The sequence below is a fragment of the Vibrio aphrogenes genome, assembly GCF_002157735.2.
Taxonomy (GTDB): domain Bacteria; phylum Pseudomonadota; class Gammaproteobacteria; order Enterobacterales; family Vibrionaceae; genus Vibrio; species Vibrio aphrogenes.
In genome coordinates, this window is the sequence record NZ_AP018690.1 from 636,138 (window position 1) to 652,342 (window position 16,205).

General features: G+C 41.7%; 17 protein-coding genes. 2 read left to right on the top strand and 15 right to left on the bottom strand.

The window, feature by feature from the left end:
* Positions 1-69: 69 nt before the first annotated feature.
* The 4 genes from VCA1004_RS14090 to VCA1004_RS14105 form a co-directional block, all read right to left on the bottom strand.
* Positions 70-2,529 carry a molybdopterin guanine dinucleotide-containing S/N-oxide reductase gene (locus tag VCA1004_RS14090; RefSeq protein ID WP_086981071.1) on the bottom strand — a complete coding sequence of 820 codons (2,460 nt, stop codon included), beginning with the start codon at positions 2,527-2,529 and terminating at the stop codon, positions 70-72.
* Positions 2,530-2,534: 5 nt separating this feature from the next.
* Positions 2,535-3,629, bottom strand: a complete 1,095-nt coding sequence (locus VCA1004_RS14095) for a NapC/NirT family cytochrome c (RefSeq protein ID WP_086981072.1) — start codon at positions 3,627-3,629, stop codon at positions 2,535-2,537.
* A 283-nt stretch (positions 3,630-3,912) separates the two neighbouring features.
* Positions 3,913-4,362 carry a DUF2127 domain-containing protein gene (locus VCA1004_RS14100; RefSeq protein WP_086981073.1) on the bottom strand — a complete coding sequence of 150 codons (450 nt, stop codon included), beginning with the start codon at positions 4,360-4,362 and terminating at the stop codon, positions 3,913-3,915.
* A gap of 195 nt (positions 4,363-4,557) precedes the next feature.
* Positions 4,558-5,097, bottom strand: a complete 540-nt coding sequence (locus tag VCA1004_RS14105) for a carboxymuconolactone decarboxylase family protein (protein WP_086981074.1) — start codon at positions 5,095-5,097, stop codon at positions 4,558-4,560.
* A 310-nt stretch (positions 5,098-5,407) separates the two neighbouring features.
* Here VCA1004_RS14105 and VCA1004_RS14110 point away from each other — a divergent pair, with 310 nt between their 5' ends.
* Positions 5,408-5,998 carry a TetR/AcrR family transcriptional regulator gene (locus VCA1004_RS14110; RefSeq protein ID WP_086981395.1) on the top strand — a complete coding sequence of 197 codons (591 nt, stop codon included), beginning with the start codon at positions 5,408-5,410 and terminating at the stop codon, positions 5,996-5,998.
* 161 nt (positions 5,999-6,159) lie between these two features.
* On the opposite strand, the gene VCA1004_RS14115 is transcribed toward VCA1004_RS14110, so the two are convergent.
* The 9 genes from VCA1004_RS14115 to VCA1004_RS14155 form a co-directional block, all read right to left on the bottom strand.
* Positions 6,160-8,100: a BglG family transcription antiterminator gene (locus VCA1004_RS14115; protein ID WP_086981075.1), complete on the bottom strand. Its 1,941-nt coding sequence runs from the start codon at positions 8,098-8,100 to the stop codon at positions 6,160-6,162.
* Between the two features lie 231 nt (positions 8,101-8,331).
* Positions 8,332-9,072 (bottom strand): 2-dehydro-3-deoxy-phosphogluconate aldolase, encoded by a 741-nt coding sequence (gene dagF, locus VCA1004_RS14120; RefSeq protein ID WP_086981076.1) that lies wholly within the window; start codon positions 9,070-9,072, stop codon positions 8,332-8,334.
* A gap of 37 nt (positions 9,073-9,109) precedes the next feature.
* Positions 9,110-10,219 carry a DgaE family pyridoxal phosphate-dependent ammonia lyase gene (locus tag VCA1004_RS14125; protein WP_086981077.1) on the bottom strand — a complete coding sequence of 370 codons (1,110 nt, stop codon included), beginning with the start codon at positions 10,217-10,219 and terminating at the stop codon, positions 9,110-9,112.
* A complete protein-coding gene (locus tag VCA1004_RS14130) occupies positions 10,203-11,354 on the bottom strand; it encodes an amidohydrolase/deacetylase family metallohydrolase (RefSeq protein WP_086981078.1) in 1,152 nt (383 codons plus the stop codon). Before VCA1004_RS14130 ends, VCA1004_RS14125 begins: the two co-directional genes overlap by 17 nt.
* A 130-nt stretch (positions 11,355-11,484) precedes the next feature.
* Positions 11,485-12,132, bottom strand: a complete 648-nt coding sequence (locus tag VCA1004_RS14135) for a DUF4310 family protein (RefSeq protein ID WP_086981079.1) — start codon at positions 12,130-12,132, stop codon at positions 11,485-11,487.
* Between the two features lie 10 nt (positions 12,133-12,142).
* Positions 12,143-12,907, bottom strand: a complete 765-nt coding sequence (locus tag VCA1004_RS14140) for a DUF4311 domain-containing protein (protein ID WP_086981080.1) — start codon at positions 12,905-12,907, stop codon at positions 12,143-12,145.
* Positions 12,908-12,942: 35 nt separating this feature from the next.
* On the bottom strand, positions 12,943-13,239 hold the full coding sequence (locus tag VCA1004_RS14145; protein WP_086981081.1) for a DUF4312 family protein: 297 nt from the start codon (positions 13,237-13,239) through the stop codon (positions 12,943-12,945).
* A gap of 3 nt (positions 13,240-13,242) precedes the next feature.
* Positions 13,243-13,605 carry an SFCGS family glycine-rich protein gene (locus tag VCA1004_RS14150; RefSeq protein WP_086981082.1) on the bottom strand — a complete coding sequence of 121 codons (363 nt, stop codon included), beginning with the start codon at positions 13,603-13,605 and terminating at the stop codon, positions 13,243-13,245.
* A gap of 4 nt (positions 13,606-13,609) precedes the next feature.
* The gene (locus tag VCA1004_RS14155) at positions 13,610-13,957 is read right to left on the bottom strand and encodes a transcriptional regulator (protein ID WP_086981083.1); all 348 of its coding nucleotides are present in this window, start codon (positions 13,955-13,957) and stop codon (positions 13,610-13,612) included.
* Between the two features lie 358 nt (positions 13,958-14,315).
* Between VCA1004_RS14155 and VCA1004_RS14160 the strand changes: the two genes are divergently transcribed.
* Positions 14,316-14,498, top strand: coding sequence for a hypothetical protein (locus VCA1004_RS14160; protein WP_086981084.1), 183 nt, complete (start codon positions 14,316-14,318; stop codon positions 14,496-14,498).
* Between the two features lie 104 nt (positions 14,499-14,602).
* On the opposite strand, the gene VCA1004_RS14165 is transcribed toward VCA1004_RS14160, so the two are convergent.
* Positions 14,603-14,842: a GlsB/YeaQ/YmgE family stress response membrane protein gene (locus VCA1004_RS14165; protein WP_086981085.1), complete on the bottom strand. Its 240-nt coding sequence runs from the start codon at positions 14,840-14,842 to the stop codon at positions 14,603-14,605.
* Positions 14,843-15,244: 402 nt separating this feature from the next.
* On the bottom strand, positions 15,245-16,135 hold the full coding sequence (locus VCA1004_RS14170; protein WP_086981086.1) for a dienelactone hydrolase family protein: 891 nt from the start codon (positions 16,133-16,135) through the stop codon (positions 15,245-15,247).
* Positions 16,136-16,205: the final 70 nt, after the last annotated feature.

Consider the following 16,205-nt stretch of genomic DNA (forward strand, 5'->3'; position numbering starts at 1 on the left):
ATGAAAAATAAAAAAATCTGAGCCATAACAGCTCAGATTTTTATTTATAGGATACAAGTTAAAACAGGATTAAGCTTGCGTCACTTTTGGTGGCTCAAAGGCTTGAGTCTCAAGCGTTTCACCAACCCATTTTTCGACCTTAACCAGTGCAGAGTTAGCCGCACAGCCATTGGCTAAACGAGAGGTTGGAATATCAAGAGTCAGAACGTTTGGCCCACCATTACGACAAATGCCGATTTCAGGATCAAAATCAGGCCATGCCCCTTCGTGGATACAAACCGAACCTTGTTTGATGCCATCGGTGACGCTTGCCCCCGCCAGCACTTGCCCACGTTGGTTAAACACTCGCACCACATCGCCTGTTTTAATGCCACGTTTAGCCGCATCATCTTTATTGATCAAAATCGGCTCTTTATTGGCAATCGCGTATTCTTTACGCACATCGGCGTAGTTGAATTGACTGTGCAAACGATAAGCGGAGTGAGCCGTCATCAATTGCAATTCGCCTTCTTTGGCACTGCCGGTGTATTCTGTTGGCTCAAGCCATGTCGGGTGAGCTGGACAATCTTTTAAGCCAAAACCTTCTAGAGTTTTCGAATAAATTTCGATCTTACCACTTGGTGTACCTAGTGGATTAAGCACCGGATCTTTACGGAAATCAGCAAAGCGCACAAATTTTGCAGCTTCATCATTCCATTTCATTTCTAGGTATTCATTCGCTTCCCAGAATTGAGTAAAGTTAGGCATAGCTACACGAGCATTACGGCCACTATTTTGTGCTTTCTTATAGAAGTCACGTAACCATTCCATTTCTTCGCGGCCTTCGGTATACACTCGACGACCGCCTTTGAATAGATGCTCAGACAAGGATGCGAACACTTCAAAGTCACTCTTCGATTCACCTTCTGCTGCAACGGCTTGTCTCATCGGCGCGATAAACTGATTACTATAGTCACCAACCATAGTCATATCATTACGTTCAAAGCTGGTAGTAATTGGGAAAACGATATCGGCATGTTTTGCCGCCGCAGTCCAATAAATTTCATTGATCACAACAAAATCTAGCTTATTCCACGCTTTCACTAAACGGTTAGTATCTTGGTGTTGTGTAAAGTTGGCCCCACCAGATGTCCAGATCATTCGCAAATGTGGGAAGGTGCGAGTTTGACCATTATGTTGATATTGTTTACCCGGGTTTTCCATCGCTTCAACAATACGAGCAACAGGGAATGCGTTAACTACCCCATGAGTTTTTATACCCGCTGTAAAGTTCTCATCAATGGTTGCCGTCATCGCAGGTAATACACCCGCATCACGCGCTGGGTTACCACCATTTGAATAATGGTAAGAGAACCCAAAACCACCACCAGGAAGACCAATTTGACCTAACATCGCCGCCAAAGTAGTGATCATCCAGTGACGTTGCTCACCAAATTGTTGACGCTGGATACCCCAGCCCGCCATCAGCATTGTGCGGTTTTTCGAGAAAATATCCGCTAATAGTTCAATTTGTTTGGCTGGTACACCGGTAATGTTTTCCGCCCAAGCTGAGTCTTTCGCAACGCCGTCAGTTTCACCTTGTAAGTACTGGTTAAACTGTTCAAAACCTTGGGTATAGGTTTTTAAGAACGTCTCATCATGTTGCTTATTCTTAACTAATGTATGTGCGATCCCTAGAGCAAGGGCGACATCAGTCATTGGGTGCGGGGCGATCCATTGTACGTTGTCACCAAAGAAATCAATGGTTTCAGAACGCATAGGATCAATCGCAATAATCGTTTTACCTGATTTTTTAAGCTGATGGAAAAACTCTAAACCTTGACCGTCAGCAGCCGTCCACGCCACTTCCAACGTATTTAGCGGATTTAATCCCCAAAATACCACAACATCAGAATGCTCCATCACGACAGGATAGGTGGTTTGTTGTTCATACACCTCAATCGAGCCCACTACGTGAGGCATGATAACTTGCGCTGCACCGGTAGAATAGTCACCTAAGTAACCCACATAACCACCCGCCAAGGTCATATAACGTTGTAGCAAGGTACGAGCATCGTGCAACACACCACTTGAACGCCAACCGTATGAACCGGCATAAATGGCTTCAGGACCGTAAGTATTACGGACTCGCATGTGTTGTTCATGTGCCAGTTTTAATGCTTTTTCCCAAGATACGCGAACATATTCATCTTTACCACGTACTCCGGTTGGATTTTCAGGGTTTTCAAGGAAGCCTTTACGCACCATTGGGTACTTAACACGCGCTTTCGTGTACACCTGCGAAGGACCGGTTTGTTGTAAATGGTTGACCATGGTTTGCGGTAACGCATTGGTTGTTTCAACCAGTTTTCCATCGACTACTTTTGCTTTCAAAATTCCCATACGGCCCGCGGTAATCACATAGCCACGCTCCGAAATATTGCTATTAGCAGACGCAGGAAGAGGAACAATGCTACTAATTGCCAACGCTCCAGCTGAGGCACCCGCCCCTTTTAAAAACCCACGACGGGAGATATTCATATTGCTCATTCTAATTACTCCTGTCCTTTCATATCTTTGGCGTGATATTGGAAGAATTTAGTCAAAATTTCTAAGTTAGCGGCTGAAATATCGGTACGAGAGCCCATGGTTTTCACCACTGAAGGCCATGCGTTGACAGTAAAGTGATCGGCAGGGATCTTAGCGTGACAAGTTGAACAATATACGTTATCTAGGTCTGTTGCATATTTCCATAACGGTTCACGTGAAGCCAATACTGGGCCATCGATTTCACCGGTTAAGGTTGCACTACGCCATTGGTTTCCGTAATGATCGGTTTCATATTCACCAACTTTTAATGCTTTTTGACCATTGTCCGTCAAGCTAGCAATAATGGCGCGTTTACCATTATCAAAGTACAAAATTTGCTCTGCACCTTTCATTTGGTAACCCGACAGTGTCACTGAACGTTTTGTGCCTTCAGCTTTAGTCACGGTTAATGCAGTTGATGGGTTAACCGTCGCTAAATCGCCCATTTGAATTGGATTTAGAGCATACACTTCTTTTGCGTCTGCTGGCGTGTTGTTCGCAATATCCACTAAATGATCAAATTCAGACGTATCTAGCTTCATTTGTGGGGCCATATGAGCGACACCTTTATGACAATCGATACACGTTTGGCCATCTTTTTGTGCCGCTAAGTGCATGTCACGTGCGCCTTTAGGTTGGTCGTAAAGCTCCATGGCATCAAAGCTGTGACAAGAACGACAAGTTGCAGAATCATTCGCTTTCAATTGATCCCACACCGTTTGAGCCATGGCTAAACGATGCTCTTCATATTTCTCATCAGTATCAATTTTACCTGTCACAAATTCGTGATAGATGTCTTTTGATGCACGGATCTTAGTCCAAAGGTAATCCACTGTATTGTGTGTTGGAATATGACAATCGGCACATTCAGCTCTTACACCTTTACTATTACTAAAGTGAACTGAACCTTGGTACTCCTGAAAAGGTTTTTCCATGGTGTGACATGAGACACAAAATTCAGTCGTTGAAGTGGCGTGAAGTGCCGCTTGGGTTCCCCCAAACGTGATCCAGCCAATTACCACACCGATTAACACGATGATGGCAACGTAACGTTTCTTCATATATATTCCTTACATTACAGTAAATTAGAATCAATAATTCAACAAAAATACTACTTAAGGATAGGTTCTGAATGCAGTAAATGACAAATAAATCATCAAAATAATCGTTATTTTTGTTCTTGATGACCCCATCACTACAACGACCACCTAACCAATAAGGGGTAGTTTAAATGATAGGCGCAATAAAAGCTTTATTGTTAATGAAAAAAAATCTGAGAAGATAACAAAAAACAGGTTCAAGAAACCTTTATAAAACAAAATTTTAACCCGCAAGCAACAAAAATTAGTGCTTGGTGTGTTTAAGAACCGCCACCATATAGCCAACAACCAATATATTAATAACGAATGCTCCAACCGTGAGTACATCCACTTGTTTAATCAGTTCATATACTTCAAATGGGATATAAATTGCCCCGCTGACAAGTGCAAACCATTCGGTCCACCTTTTCGCTCGCCATAAGCCGTAAGCTTCTATAAATCGAATCGCACCATAAAGCATGATTCCAATGGTGATCAGGTTAAGGTTTTGCGGTGTGATGAGAGCCACTTTCTCAATCAATAAATGAGGGTAATAACTGGCGGGATTAAGATGACAATGCTGGATTAACTCGATAACGATTTGTTGGGCATCATGACTAAACAAGGTATATACCCCTAATGCCACACATAAAGCCAACACTCCTTTCGACGCTTCAAGCAATGCAACCGCTTTTAAACCAACAGGTTGAGACATGAGTGTTCCTTAAATCACCATTAAGCCATTCTATTTAACGTTAGATTTCATACACCAAGCAATATCACAGATTAATCGTACACTCGCAATCAAAAACGAAAAAAGCGACATAAGATCATCCCTTATGTCGCTTAGTTTACCCATTTAATGTCAATCGCTCCGCCGGATCAGTCATCTCCAGAGGAAGGCTTTCCATTAAACGAATTTTTCAAATACAGAATCAACCGGCGTCTTAGAAAGATGGTTGGTGTAGTTACTGATCACTTTTTGCGAAAGGCCCAAGACAATTTCAAGCAACTGACGTTGACCGTATCCTGCATTAAAGAAAGTTTGAATCTCTTGTTCTGATAACTGACCACGGTTACGCACCATGCTCAAGGTAGTGTCATGCAATACTTGCAGCTTTTCCGTTGGCATTGCCGTGTTATTACGCAGCGCGGTATTTAACGATTCGTCCACTTTCATAGATAACGCAATCCCTGTATGCGCTGGAACACAATAATGACATTCATGTTCAACATTGATGGTTTGCCATACCACCGTTAACTCTTCAGCATTAAAGGATGAATTAGAAAATAGTTGGTGCAGTACTTGGTAGCCCTCTAATAAGCCAGGGGCTTCAGCTAGTACGCCGTGTAAATTCGGGATAAAACCATTCGCTTTGAGTGAACGCTCTAGTCCAGGTTTACTTGCTTCTGGTGCAGACTGCACATCGTGGATCGTAAAATGACTCATTATATTTCCCCATCTTGTTGTGATTTTCATAATGCTTGCTGTATGACCAATAATATATGTGGATTTGAACGATCGTTCAAGTTAAAATTGAACAAATGTTCAAAATAATAATCAAGCATACGTGGTGTACATAAGTTAATTGGCATGATTAAATGGTTTAAATCTCAATAAAAAACTGATTAAACAGTAACTTAAAAAGTCCTCACCATGTACAAGAAGAGAACAAGATGACGCATCAATAATGTCAATCGAGACACTAAGACACGTCGAAAGAAAAACGAAATCAAGATAAACGAAATAGGTAATGTACGTGGCAAAATCAACCAAATACGATCGAGAACAGGTTATCCAAAAAGCAACGGCGCTGTATTGGCAAAAAGGCTTCCATGGTACCTCCATGCGTAACCTGCAAGATGTGATTGATATGCGTCCGGGAAGTATTTATGCCTGCTTTGGCAGTAAAGAAGGGTTATTTAAGGAGTCCTTGCATCATTACACCACGAACACCTTGCAATTGTTGGCCCAGTGCCGTGTGCAAACCGATAGCCCGTTGCTTGCCTTGAAGAATTTCATTTATGCGGCGGTGGTCGATAGTCAAGATTCAGCCCCCAGCAATATGTGCCTGTTAGTGAAGACCATCTCAGAATTAACCGAAGAAAATGAAGAGTTATTAGAACAAGCGAAAACCTTGCTCAGCCAAATCGAAAACGCCTTTACCAAGTTATTACAAGAGGCGCAAACCAAAGGTGAGATCGCCAAACAACAGCCATGCCAACCATTATCTCGTTATTTGCAAATTCAGATCATGGGGCTACGTACTTATCTACGAGCCAACCCTGATAACGTGGATACTCAAGAGCTGATCGACAGTATCTTCACCTATGGGCCATTTAAAGCTTAATGAGACGCTCCGCTCCTTTGCTACTGTCTAGGTAACTATTATCTGTTTAGGTAACGATTTTATCTGCCTAGATCACCATTATTTGTTTAGAGTACTATTATCTGTTTAGAGCATCATGATCTGCCTACATGATATGCCTAAGTAGCAAACGCATCAGCTGGTTACCATTCTTTTTTACAGCTTAACCAACACCGTTTGGCAAAGTGAATGAAGGCTTCAAAGTTATTGCAATGAGTTAAAGAAGATAATGCTTTGGAATCCATGAAGGTCACAAACAGCTCATATAACCCCATAGCTTCTTCGTAATCTTCTTTTTTAATGGCAAACAAAAAGATCAAATGCGCTTTATGATTATTGCCCCATTTCACCCCTTTTTCAGAAAACACGGTATAGACCTTAGTTTCATTCGCCATCAGGCCAACAGAATGAGGAATAGCGATCATATCGCCTAGCATGGTTGGAGTGATGTTTTCTCTTTCAAGTACCGATGGATAAAATTCTGCAGGTACAATGCCATCCGTTTCCAACTCAGCGCATAACTGCTGCAATAAATCCTGTTGTGTAATGGGTTGTTGTAAATGTTTAAAATATTTCTCATCGAAGAAACACTCTAATATGTAGGGCGGCGTACGATGATTTTGAATATGTTTCCGAATTTGCTCAATTTGGAATGGCGTTGGCATCGGCGTTACTAATAACACCGGTTTGTTTTTTTCTAACAACTTCTCTGTAGAAATCACAATATCTTCGCGAACCTCTGGCAAGCTTTCATATTCTCTACGTGAGTAGCAGGTCATAATCGATAACTGTGGCAGTTGTTTACGCAATTGAGATTCCAGCAAACGACTCATCGAAGTGCCAGAGTTACAAACTAAAATCGCCGTTGGGGTGTGTTCGACTTCTGATGCATAATTTCGCTCAATACCAACCCCAATATGCATCACTAAATAACCAACTTCACTATCCGGAATCAAATACGGACCTTTCCATTGTGCGATCGCCGCTGCGGTCATGTCATAAGCTAATGGATAGTAACGCTTGATGTGATCCACTAATGGATTCGGTAAGGTAATTTGATATTTAACCCGTAACATCATCGTGGTCACATGACACAACAAATCTTGATGCAACTTAGGATCGTTATTTAAATTATAAAAATATTTTTCGTTAATGAAGGATAAGAGGTAATCAATGAATTGATAAGGCTCACTAGACGGTTGCAAGTAAGAGGTATTAGCTCCCACCACACGACGCGCCGCAATTTGAATGCATAAGTAGCCAAGCTCATTGTCTAAATATTCATCACCATCTAAGTTATCAGCAATGCTCAGCAATAATTGTTCAGCCAGTTCACGCCCCGCTGCTTGTGCTTCTTCACTGATTTCAGGTAACGCTATTTCATGAATAAAATGGCCGGTTTTCATGCGATGCAAAGCAATGCCACAATACACTTGTAAATGATGGATACCTTCATCGGTGAGGTGGATCTGCTGGTTCTGAATGCATTGCAAAATCTTGTCTTGCAAATACTCGCAATTGATCTCAGGGAAAAAACAGCCACAAATATGATTGAATGTATGATCGGTCGGCTCTAAGCGAAACAGAACATGAGCAATACAGGCTCGAATCGCTTGCTCATTTCCATGCACGGTTAACCCTTGGAATGCTCGGCTTTCAAGCTTCAAACCGTATTGCTGAAAGACATCTCTAATCTCAACCATATCCCCTTGCAAGGAGGTTCTACTCACAAACCATTGGTTTGCTAGATCATCTAATTTGCATTCACAATCTTGAGATAACAATAACATCATAAGATGCATCATTCGTTCTTTCGGATTTCGTGGTGATTTCCTCATTTGTTGCGTTTGCTGCAACAGTTCATCAAAGCGTGGCTGATCGAAAATCTCTAATTGATACCCTTTATTACGCTGATGAGTGACTTGAGCACCATACGTCACTAAGGTGTCATTTAAGGCAGAAATATCCGTACGAATGGTTCGCGTAGACACCTGACAACGGTCAGCCAACTCTTGTTGAGGCAAAGGACCAAGGCGTAACGCATCAAAGATTTGATTTAGGCGAGGATAAGGAAGTTGTATCATGTTAAACCCAATTGACGGAAATAGCGGAATGACATCCTGTCTCTCGTTATTTAGCAACCACCTTGCCACTATTTTTCAAATGTAAATCAATAATATAAAAATAAGAAGCACATTGAGCATCCGACTTCAATAGTTTGAGCTTAACTCTCATTTCTACACATTTATAATCAAAATACCCCCTCAGCATAGTAGCCAAAAGGCCACTACGCTGAGTGCAAACTTAGCTAAAAACTAATCGAGTAATTTTTTAACTATAGCCAATAAGGTAGCGACATCTTCTGGGCGAGTATTACCCGTCTCTTTATCAATGATTGAGCTATAAATATGTGGAATGATTTTGCTCACGCCCGCATCCAAAGCAATACGCATGATGGCTTCAAAGTTATCAAGATCAATACCACCGGTTGGCTCTAACCAAAAATCATGCTCTGCACACACTTTCGCAATGTGGGCAAATTCCTCACGAGTATCTAAACCACCCATTGGAAAATACTTCACAGAGCTGCCGCCCATGTCTTTAAGCATCGCTACCGCCGTTTCGGCCGGCACAATACCATCAGGCAGTTGTGAGCTTAATGGCCCCGTCGAAACTTTCACCATGCCCACCGTCCCTGTTGGGGAGATTAAACCGTTAATAATGCTTTGATCTTGACCACATAACGCGCGACTGGTCGCAACCCCTGTGAATACTTGATTAATATGTTGTGGCTGTAGATGCTGTGAAATTTGTGACACCATCATTGATTGATTAGGATCGCCAGCACCTAGCCCGACAGAGACCGCGTTATTGATTTGATCGCTGTAGGCTTTCATCGCTTTGACGGCCGTTTCAACATCTGGGTAATTTTTTGATAATACCCCAACCACCACATGCCCTTCTGCCACTTCATAAATGGCTTTGGCATTGTCCACTGAACCGGCTAGCACATTTAAACAGACACGATTTTTATAAAAATTAGCTTGTAAACTCATAAAACACTCTCTTAAATTTTTTAATATATTCAATCAATTATGGGTTCAAAATCGTTTTGATTTTGTCGCTCACTATGTCTAAATCAGACTTTTCAACGCTGCGGACATCAATCTCGATCTTCCCTTCATTAACTTTATAGCAACGGCAATACACAGCCGGGCTGGTCGCGGTTAATTGGCTCACGATCTCAGCAGTAGACAACCCCAGTAGCGCTTCATCAAAGGTGATTTCCGTTCGGGCAATATCTCGCCCAGCACTGTCCCAAACCACTTGCGCCGATACGCCTTTAATTTGATTTAAAGTGGTCACAAAGATATCCATCTTAGCCACCATTTGTTGGCCAGTTTCATGCCCACGCGTGTAATATTCGGCTATCGCTTGCGTTAAGCCTAAAATGCCTTCTTTACCCACTTTCATCGCACGCCCAATACCTTGCGATTGTAATCGGACCCAATCGATATATTGTTTGCGCCCCACTACTAACCCGCTGGTTGGCCCTTCAATGGCTTTTGCGCCACTATAAATTACTAAGTCGGCTCCCATTTGGTAATAAGACTTCAAATCCGCTTCAGCGGCAGCGTCCACAATGAGTGGTAATTGATGTTGTTGAGCCACTTGAACGGCCTCTTGCACCGATAAAATACTTTTTTGTACACAGTGATGGGATTTGATGTATAAAATCGCCGCTGTTTTTGACGTGATCGCAGCACTTAAATGCGCTTTCGTACATTCATTGGCATAACCAGCTTCTTTGATGACCCCACCGCCTAAAGTGACCATGGTGCCCACTGGCGCACCAAAATTAACATTGTGCCCTTTAGGTAAAACAATTTCGCACGGCACATCATGTGGATGAGCGTGTAAATGTTCTAATCGATACAGGTCATCTTTGACAATCATCGCGGCGACAGATTGAGCGATCCCCGCAGAAGCACAAGACACGACCACCGCCGCTTCAACTTCTAATTGCTGAGCAATAAACTCACCGGATTTGATCACCAAATCTTTCATCTCAAAATATTGATTCAGCCCAGTATTTACCGCTTTCGCTACTGATTCTGTCGGGGTAGAAACCCCTAAAATAGTCATGCGGCCAGAACAATTAAGAACTTGTTTTAAATTATATTTTTCATGAATTGAAGACATCTAATTTGACTCCATCAATAGTGGGAATAACGTGACCAGACACGATCGCGGCCAATGGTTGAAATGCGCGCGTCCCTTGACGAGTTTGCGCTTCTGTATCCACCAGCGATTGTTCGTGTTCGACAATATCAAAAATGGTTAAGTCAGCATCTTTACCGACCGCTAATTGACCCTTTTGCTCTAAACGCAATACCTCAGCGGCATTTTTAGTCACACATTGCACAATGCGCTCAGCAGTTAAGCCAATGGCAAGAAACTTAGACATGATATGTGCCAAACTGCGTACCGGACCTAACTCTCGATTTTTACAATAAATATCTGAGCTGATGGTATCGGGATAAATCCCTTGCGCGATGGCTTGCTCGGCAACATCAAAACTAAAGCTTGCCCCACCATGCCCAATATCAAATTTCAGACCTCGTTTCAGTGCGGCAGCAACGGCCGGTTTAAGCTCACCGTTAGCCTCTAAAATTCGATTGGGTTTTCCGTTATAACAATGGGTAATCACATCGTGGTTATCGAGTAAATTGACCACATCATCTAAATTTGGGGGGTTATTACCAATGTGAACCATTAGCGGTAGGTCATGATTTTCTCGTTGAATTTCTTTCGCTAGGCGCAAAGGCTCTAGGCCGGACTGTTCGACAACGCTGCCACTCATTCGAGCTTTCAAACCTTTGATAAACTCTGGATGACGTTGAATGGCTGAAGCGGCTAACTCTTTATCAATGTCTGATAAGTTAGCCAGTTCGTTTTGGCGCAATAACCCTATACGGGAAATATTTAATAAGCTGAATACATTGGTCTTTTGTAGGCACGATAATTGATAAAAATCATCCACATCATCCGCACCGACGCTACCGGCATCAATGACAGTGGTGACGCCTTGATTAACTCCCACGAGGTCAGGTTCATCATGATAAATCGGAGACTTGGCATAACAATGGGTATGCAAATCAATCCAACCTGCGCTGATGTAATACCGTCCTTGTAAATCAAGGTACTGTTTAGCATCATCCTTAATGCTTGCTATCTCAACGCTATTTCTTATCTCGACAATGTTGCCATTGCGTACGGCGACATCGACTAGTTGACCATTCATCAACTTGCCAGATTTAATTAGAAGATCATACATATAACGACCTGATATTTATGTGCATATTAAAACACTAGAGATGCGTAAAAAAACACTGATCCAATACCACAAAGGAGGTTGGAAAGGTAAAGGATCAGTGTAAAAGGATTACCCGATACTCAGCGTCTCGTTACAAAGCGATAGGATAAATAGCCCCTAAAATCATCGCGCCTAAAATTGCGCCACCTGTAATCGGTTTTTGCCATTGATAGAAAACCAATGCGCCAATCAGTGAACCGATACCAATTGGAATAGAAGCACCAATTGCCGATAGGATGATCAAAGGACCTAAAAAGCGACCGGATGAGTTACCTGCCCCCATCATGACATCGGCACCATAGGTTGAGTTACTTTGATTAATGGTGTACTTACGAGCCAAAATGATGATATAGCCAATCGCGACGCCAAGAGCAAAACCCGTGGCAAGTGAAGCAACAAAGTTTTCGAGTGGGAAAACAATACCGGCACCAAGCAATAAGGCGGGAACACCAAGTCCAATACCCGTTTGAATAGCCCCTCCAATATCTAAGATACCAACCAAAGAACCTTCTATAATTCGAGCAAATAAGAAGCTTGCACCGAAGGCTGCAACCGCACCATAGACACCTGAATCCATACCGGCACGTAGCATTGATACAAATGCAACTTCGTTAAATGCGCCGATACCATACAAGTAGTACATGTGAGTACCGGCAAACACACCTGAAGACAGTAATCCGACAAAAAATGGGAATGACCAGTCTGCATACCAAAAATTATTTTTTTGTTGTTCGTCCATCATTCAACCCTTACTTGCTATGGATCATGTGTAGCCATTGCGGCACATTAACTCGAAACGATTCCAAGACTTCGATATCAAACCCGCGGAAGAACGCACTTAAAGCAAACAAGGCGATAACCGCTACTAACATAATCTTGGTGACTTTATTCCAGCCGCTGTCTTCAACGCCTTTACCAATCAAGATGCCCAGTACCAACCCAGGAACGGCATTCCCCATGATAAGTTGTGCCAATCCACCAAAAATAGTGCCCCAAAATCCTGATTTACGTCCGGCTTCAATTGCCGCTAACCAGAAGATCACCGGCATGGCAACATTGACCAATAAATTGGCGGCAGGCACCAGCACTTTCACCGCAGTGATTTGCAAGGTTTCAGGCACCGCAGAGGCGGTTGAGTTTAAAAAAGCCACCACGATCATGCCGATAATGCCGCACGCAATTCCCATTTTTTTCGGGTTATGCATGGTTTCTGCCACATTACGATTTTTGACGAGCAACGCCGCCGCACCCCAGTTAGGAATAATTCGGTGATCCACATCTTGAGTAAATGCACCAGCAGCAACCGACGATGCCCATGCATTAAAGAAAAAGCCCAAACCAAAAGAGAAGTGAGAAGCAGGATCACCTTCGCACGAGTTTAATTCCCCTAATGTACGAAATGCGCCCATTCCTTGTACGGTTGGAGCATGGAACATTCGAGCAGCCCCGACTCCAACACCCACACCAACAAATGCGCCGATGATGAGGGACTTAATTAATATAATTAAGAACATATTATTACCTTTTATTTAATTCTATTGTTTGAGCATTAAACTGAAGTAAATTCCACTTTATCTAGATCAAACAAAGTAATATCAACCGTCACTTCTAACGTTAAAAAATAAATGGTTTTTATTCTTGGTAAAAATAGAAATAAAAATCGTTCTTTCACTTCTTTATACGTTGAGCTCACAATATGAACATCGACCGGTTCAATTCTTAAAATAATCTTTTCGCTTTCTTTTAAGATTGTTTTTTGAATTTGGCTTAAAGCATGACTCATGGCTTCATTTTTTGTTTTACCACTGCCTTTCACCAACACTTTGCTTGTTCTAGATTCTTTCATAATTTAGCCGTTATATTTTGCTTTATATGCTTCAATCAGTTTTTGGCCCAATTCTTCTTTATCCATAAAACCAAACCCTAAGACGTTATAACCTTCGTTAATGGCAGTCACACCCTCTTCGATAGAACGCATGCCATAACGTGCTTTATAGCCATATTTGGTTTGTGCAGTAATCGCTCCAGCGCCACCACTACCACAGAAAGAAATGCCTAAATCCGCATTTTGTTCTTTCATCACATCGCCCAATTTCATATCTGCGGCAACCCCAGCAATCACGGTAACTTCCGCACCAGCGGCTTCTGCACCCGCACCGACTTTTTGACCTTTACCTAAACGATCGCCAATTACTAATTTTACTGTAGTCATAATATTAAGCTCCTAACTCACTGGTTAATTCGTTTTCTTTTGCCACTTCAAAATGAACAGATAATAAATAGGTTTCTTCAAAAGCAATATTATCTACCCATGAAACAACTTGTTTTGCCAACTGGTGTGAAACATCGGAAATATCTTCAAACATGTCTATTTCAATTTCAGGCAATGATTCACCGGTATGTGAACGAATCACCATTGCTTTTAAATGAGAAAATAACATTTGCTTCTGTACAGCATCGGGATAAATATTATTTTCTTTTAATAATTGAATAGAACGCTCAAATAATGCATCGAATTCTGACTGCCATTGCGTCTCATCGATATTTGAATCTTTGCTTTCCACAAAGTATCTCCACGTCAAATGAATATTAAATAACTTGTAGCCATCATATTTATCGGCAAAAAAAAAGGGAGCGACTCTTTTTCCAGTTAAAAGTGGAAATAATTGGCAAATTGGAAGCAATAAATACAAAACCCAATAAAAACAAAAAGTTAAACCAAATTACTCAAGCTAAGAATCTTATGCAGTCTTGTTAGGAAACGTGAATACAATCACATTACCTATCTCATCGTGTTTATCTGAAAAGAGAACAAGATTTAACAAAACGTAAACTTAATTTTCACTTTTAGTGCGTGCAGCATCGAAATGTTACACGTATTGTTAATTGGTGCTTACATTTTGTTACAAGTAGGAGAGCGTTATGAAAGTCGTTATTCAATACACACAAACTGGCATGTATAAAGACAGCACTTGGGGTAATCCATCGTTACGGACAAAAGGGCAACTTCAAGCGGTAGAACCTGCTTTTGCAGCAACCTTGATTAAAAATCAGCAAGCGCATTTACAAAAGAATCAACAGGGTGACATCATTATTGAGCGTTAAATGAGGCGTAAACTGTGCGGAGGTCATTTCAAACAAAAAGCGCCATTCTATTGGGGGTCAGTTCCATTGATAGTAAGGCGCTTTTGTTTTTATAAATGACGGTATTAGGATTTGATTAATCGTGAAATATATAAAAGTAATACCGCTCCCACTGTTGCGGTCACCACCGAGCCAATAAAACCACCTGAGGATAGCCCAAGTAAGCTAAACGTAAAACCACCAACAATCGAGCCAACAATCCCGATAACAATGTTACCGACGGCCCCAAAACCAGAGCCTTTCATAATTTGACCCGCTAACCAACCAGCGATAGCACCAATAATTAAAAATGTAATTATCGACATAGGTTTTTCCTCCTATCTCACATGAAAAGTAAACGAACAGTACATTCATTCATATTTTTAAGCTCAGTCATGTTTTTCATTTAAGCTCGAAAAATCAACATGCCCTTGTTAACTTTACAAGAAAACCACCACCTTTGGTTAAATTATTTCTAATCTGTTAACTCACCAATAAAAAGGCTGCCAAATACAGGCAGCCTAAACAAAAAATAACGCTCAATTCATTTTATTAAGCTAAACATACTCATTAACAGCTCAGATATTTCCTAGAAAAAAGACTTGAGAACAAAGCGAAAATTTCAATAAGTTATTGTTCTACAATCAACTTTGTTATAAACGAAAGTATAACGCTATTATCGAGCCTTTTAATAAGCAAGGAGGTTCAAATAATGAGTACCATTGGCATTAACTTAATTGTTTTTTAAACAAGTCTAAAGTGCGACTCCAAGCTAGCTCTGCTTCTTTTTCTGAATAACGCCCTGTTGAATCATTGTGGAAACCATGCTGAGTATTCGGATAAACATAAGCCACGTAGTCTACCTCTGCTGCTTTAAGATCTTTTTCATAATCAGGCCAGGTGGCGTTGACTCTTTGATCTTCACTAGCAAACTGTATCACCAGGGGCGCTTTAATATGAGAACGAATCGATTTCTCCGCTGGCGTTCCATAAAACGGCACCCCCGCATTCAGATCCTCACCTAACGTGGCCGCCAGCATATTGACAATATAACCGCCAAAACAAAACCCAACGGCACCGAGCTTACCATTGCTACCGTCGACAGATTTTAAGAAGTGAGCTGCCGCAATAAAATCTTCTTCAATTTTGGCTTTATCCAATGAACTTTGCATCTCTCGACCTTGGTCGTCATTGCCAGGGTAACCGCCTAAACTGTACAAGGCATCAGGTGCAAACGCGATATAACCGGCTTTGGCTAATCGGCGGGCTACATCGGCAATGTAAGGGTTCAAACCACGGTTTTCATGTATCACTAATACGACAGGTAAAGACCCCTGCTTATTCTTGGGCTCAACATAATAACCTCGCCCTTCACCATATCCTTTAGGAGAGGGAAAGGTTTTATAACTGGCAACAATGTCCGGATCGTTAAAAGAGACTTGCTCAGCTAACGCATAATTGGGTAGTAAGGCTGATGTTAATGTCGTCATGGTAAAACCTAAGGCGACCAGGCCGCCTAAGCGCGAAAAAAACTCCCGTCGATCAATTAATCCATGGGCATATTCGTCATACCAATCAAAAGCTTCTTGCGGAATAGGTCTAGTGGTTTGTTGGTTCATGCAGGGTCCATCCTTATGCGGTCTTTTGTATGATTATTGATAACTATAGACGCTATTTCTGATTGGGAAC

Coding starts and splice junctions, on each gene's coding strand:
- VCA1004_RS14160 (WP_086981084.1), top strand. CDS start 14,316: ATGAAAGTCGTTATTCAATACACACAAACTGGCATGTATAAAGACAGC.
- VCA1004_RS14130 (WP_086981078.1), bottom strand. CDS start 11,354: ATGTATGATCTTCTAATTAAATCTGGCAAGTTGATGAATGGTCAACTA.
- VCA1004_RS14125 (WP_086981077.1), bottom strand. CDS start 10,219: ATGTCTTCAATTCATGAAAAATATAATTTAAAACAAGTTCTTAATTGT.
- VCA1004_RS14090 (WP_086981071.1), bottom strand. CDS start 2,529: ATGAGCAATATGAATATCTCCCGTCGTGGGTTTTTAAAAGGGGCGGGT.
- VCA1004_RS14095 (WP_086981072.1), bottom strand. CDS start 3,629: ATGAAGAAACGTTACGTTGCCATCATCGTGTTAATCGGTGTGGTAATT.
- VCA1004_RS14165 (WP_086981085.1), bottom strand. CDS start 14,842: ATGTCGATAATTACATTTTTAATTATTGGTGCTATCGCTGGTTGGTTA.
- VCA1004_RS14140 (WP_086981080.1), bottom strand. CDS start 12,907: ATGTTCTTAATTATATTAATTAAGTCCCTCATCATCGGCGCATTTGTT.
- VCA1004_RS14105 (WP_086981074.1), bottom strand. CDS start 5,097: ATGAGTCATTTTACGATCCACGATGTGCAGTCTGCACCAGAAGCAAGT.
- dagF (WP_086981076.1), bottom strand. CDS start 9,072: ATGAGTTTACAAGCTAATTTTTATAAAAATCGTGTCTGTTTAAATGTG.
- VCA1004_RS14100 (WP_086981073.1), bottom strand. CDS start 4,362: ATGTCTCAACCTGTTGGTTTAAAAGCGGTTGCATTGCTTGAAGCGTCG.
- VCA1004_RS14145 (WP_086981081.1), bottom strand. CDS start 13,239: ATGAAAGAATCTAGAACAAGCAAAGTGTTGGTGAAAGGCAGTGGTAAA.
- VCA1004_RS14115 (WP_086981075.1), bottom strand. CDS start 8,100: ATGATACAACTTCCTTATCCTCGCCTAAATCAAATCTTTGATGCGTTA.
- VCA1004_RS14150 (WP_086981082.1), bottom strand. CDS start 13,605: ATGACTACAGTAAAATTAGTAATTGGCGATCGTTTAGGTAAAGGTCAA.
- VCA1004_RS14135 (WP_086981079.1), bottom strand. CDS start 12,132: ATGGACGAACAACAAAAAAATAATTTTTGGTATGCAGACTGGTCATTC.
- VCA1004_RS14170 (WP_086981086.1), bottom strand. CDS start 16,135: ATGAACCAACAAACCACTAGACCTATTCCGCAAGAAGCTTTTGATTGG.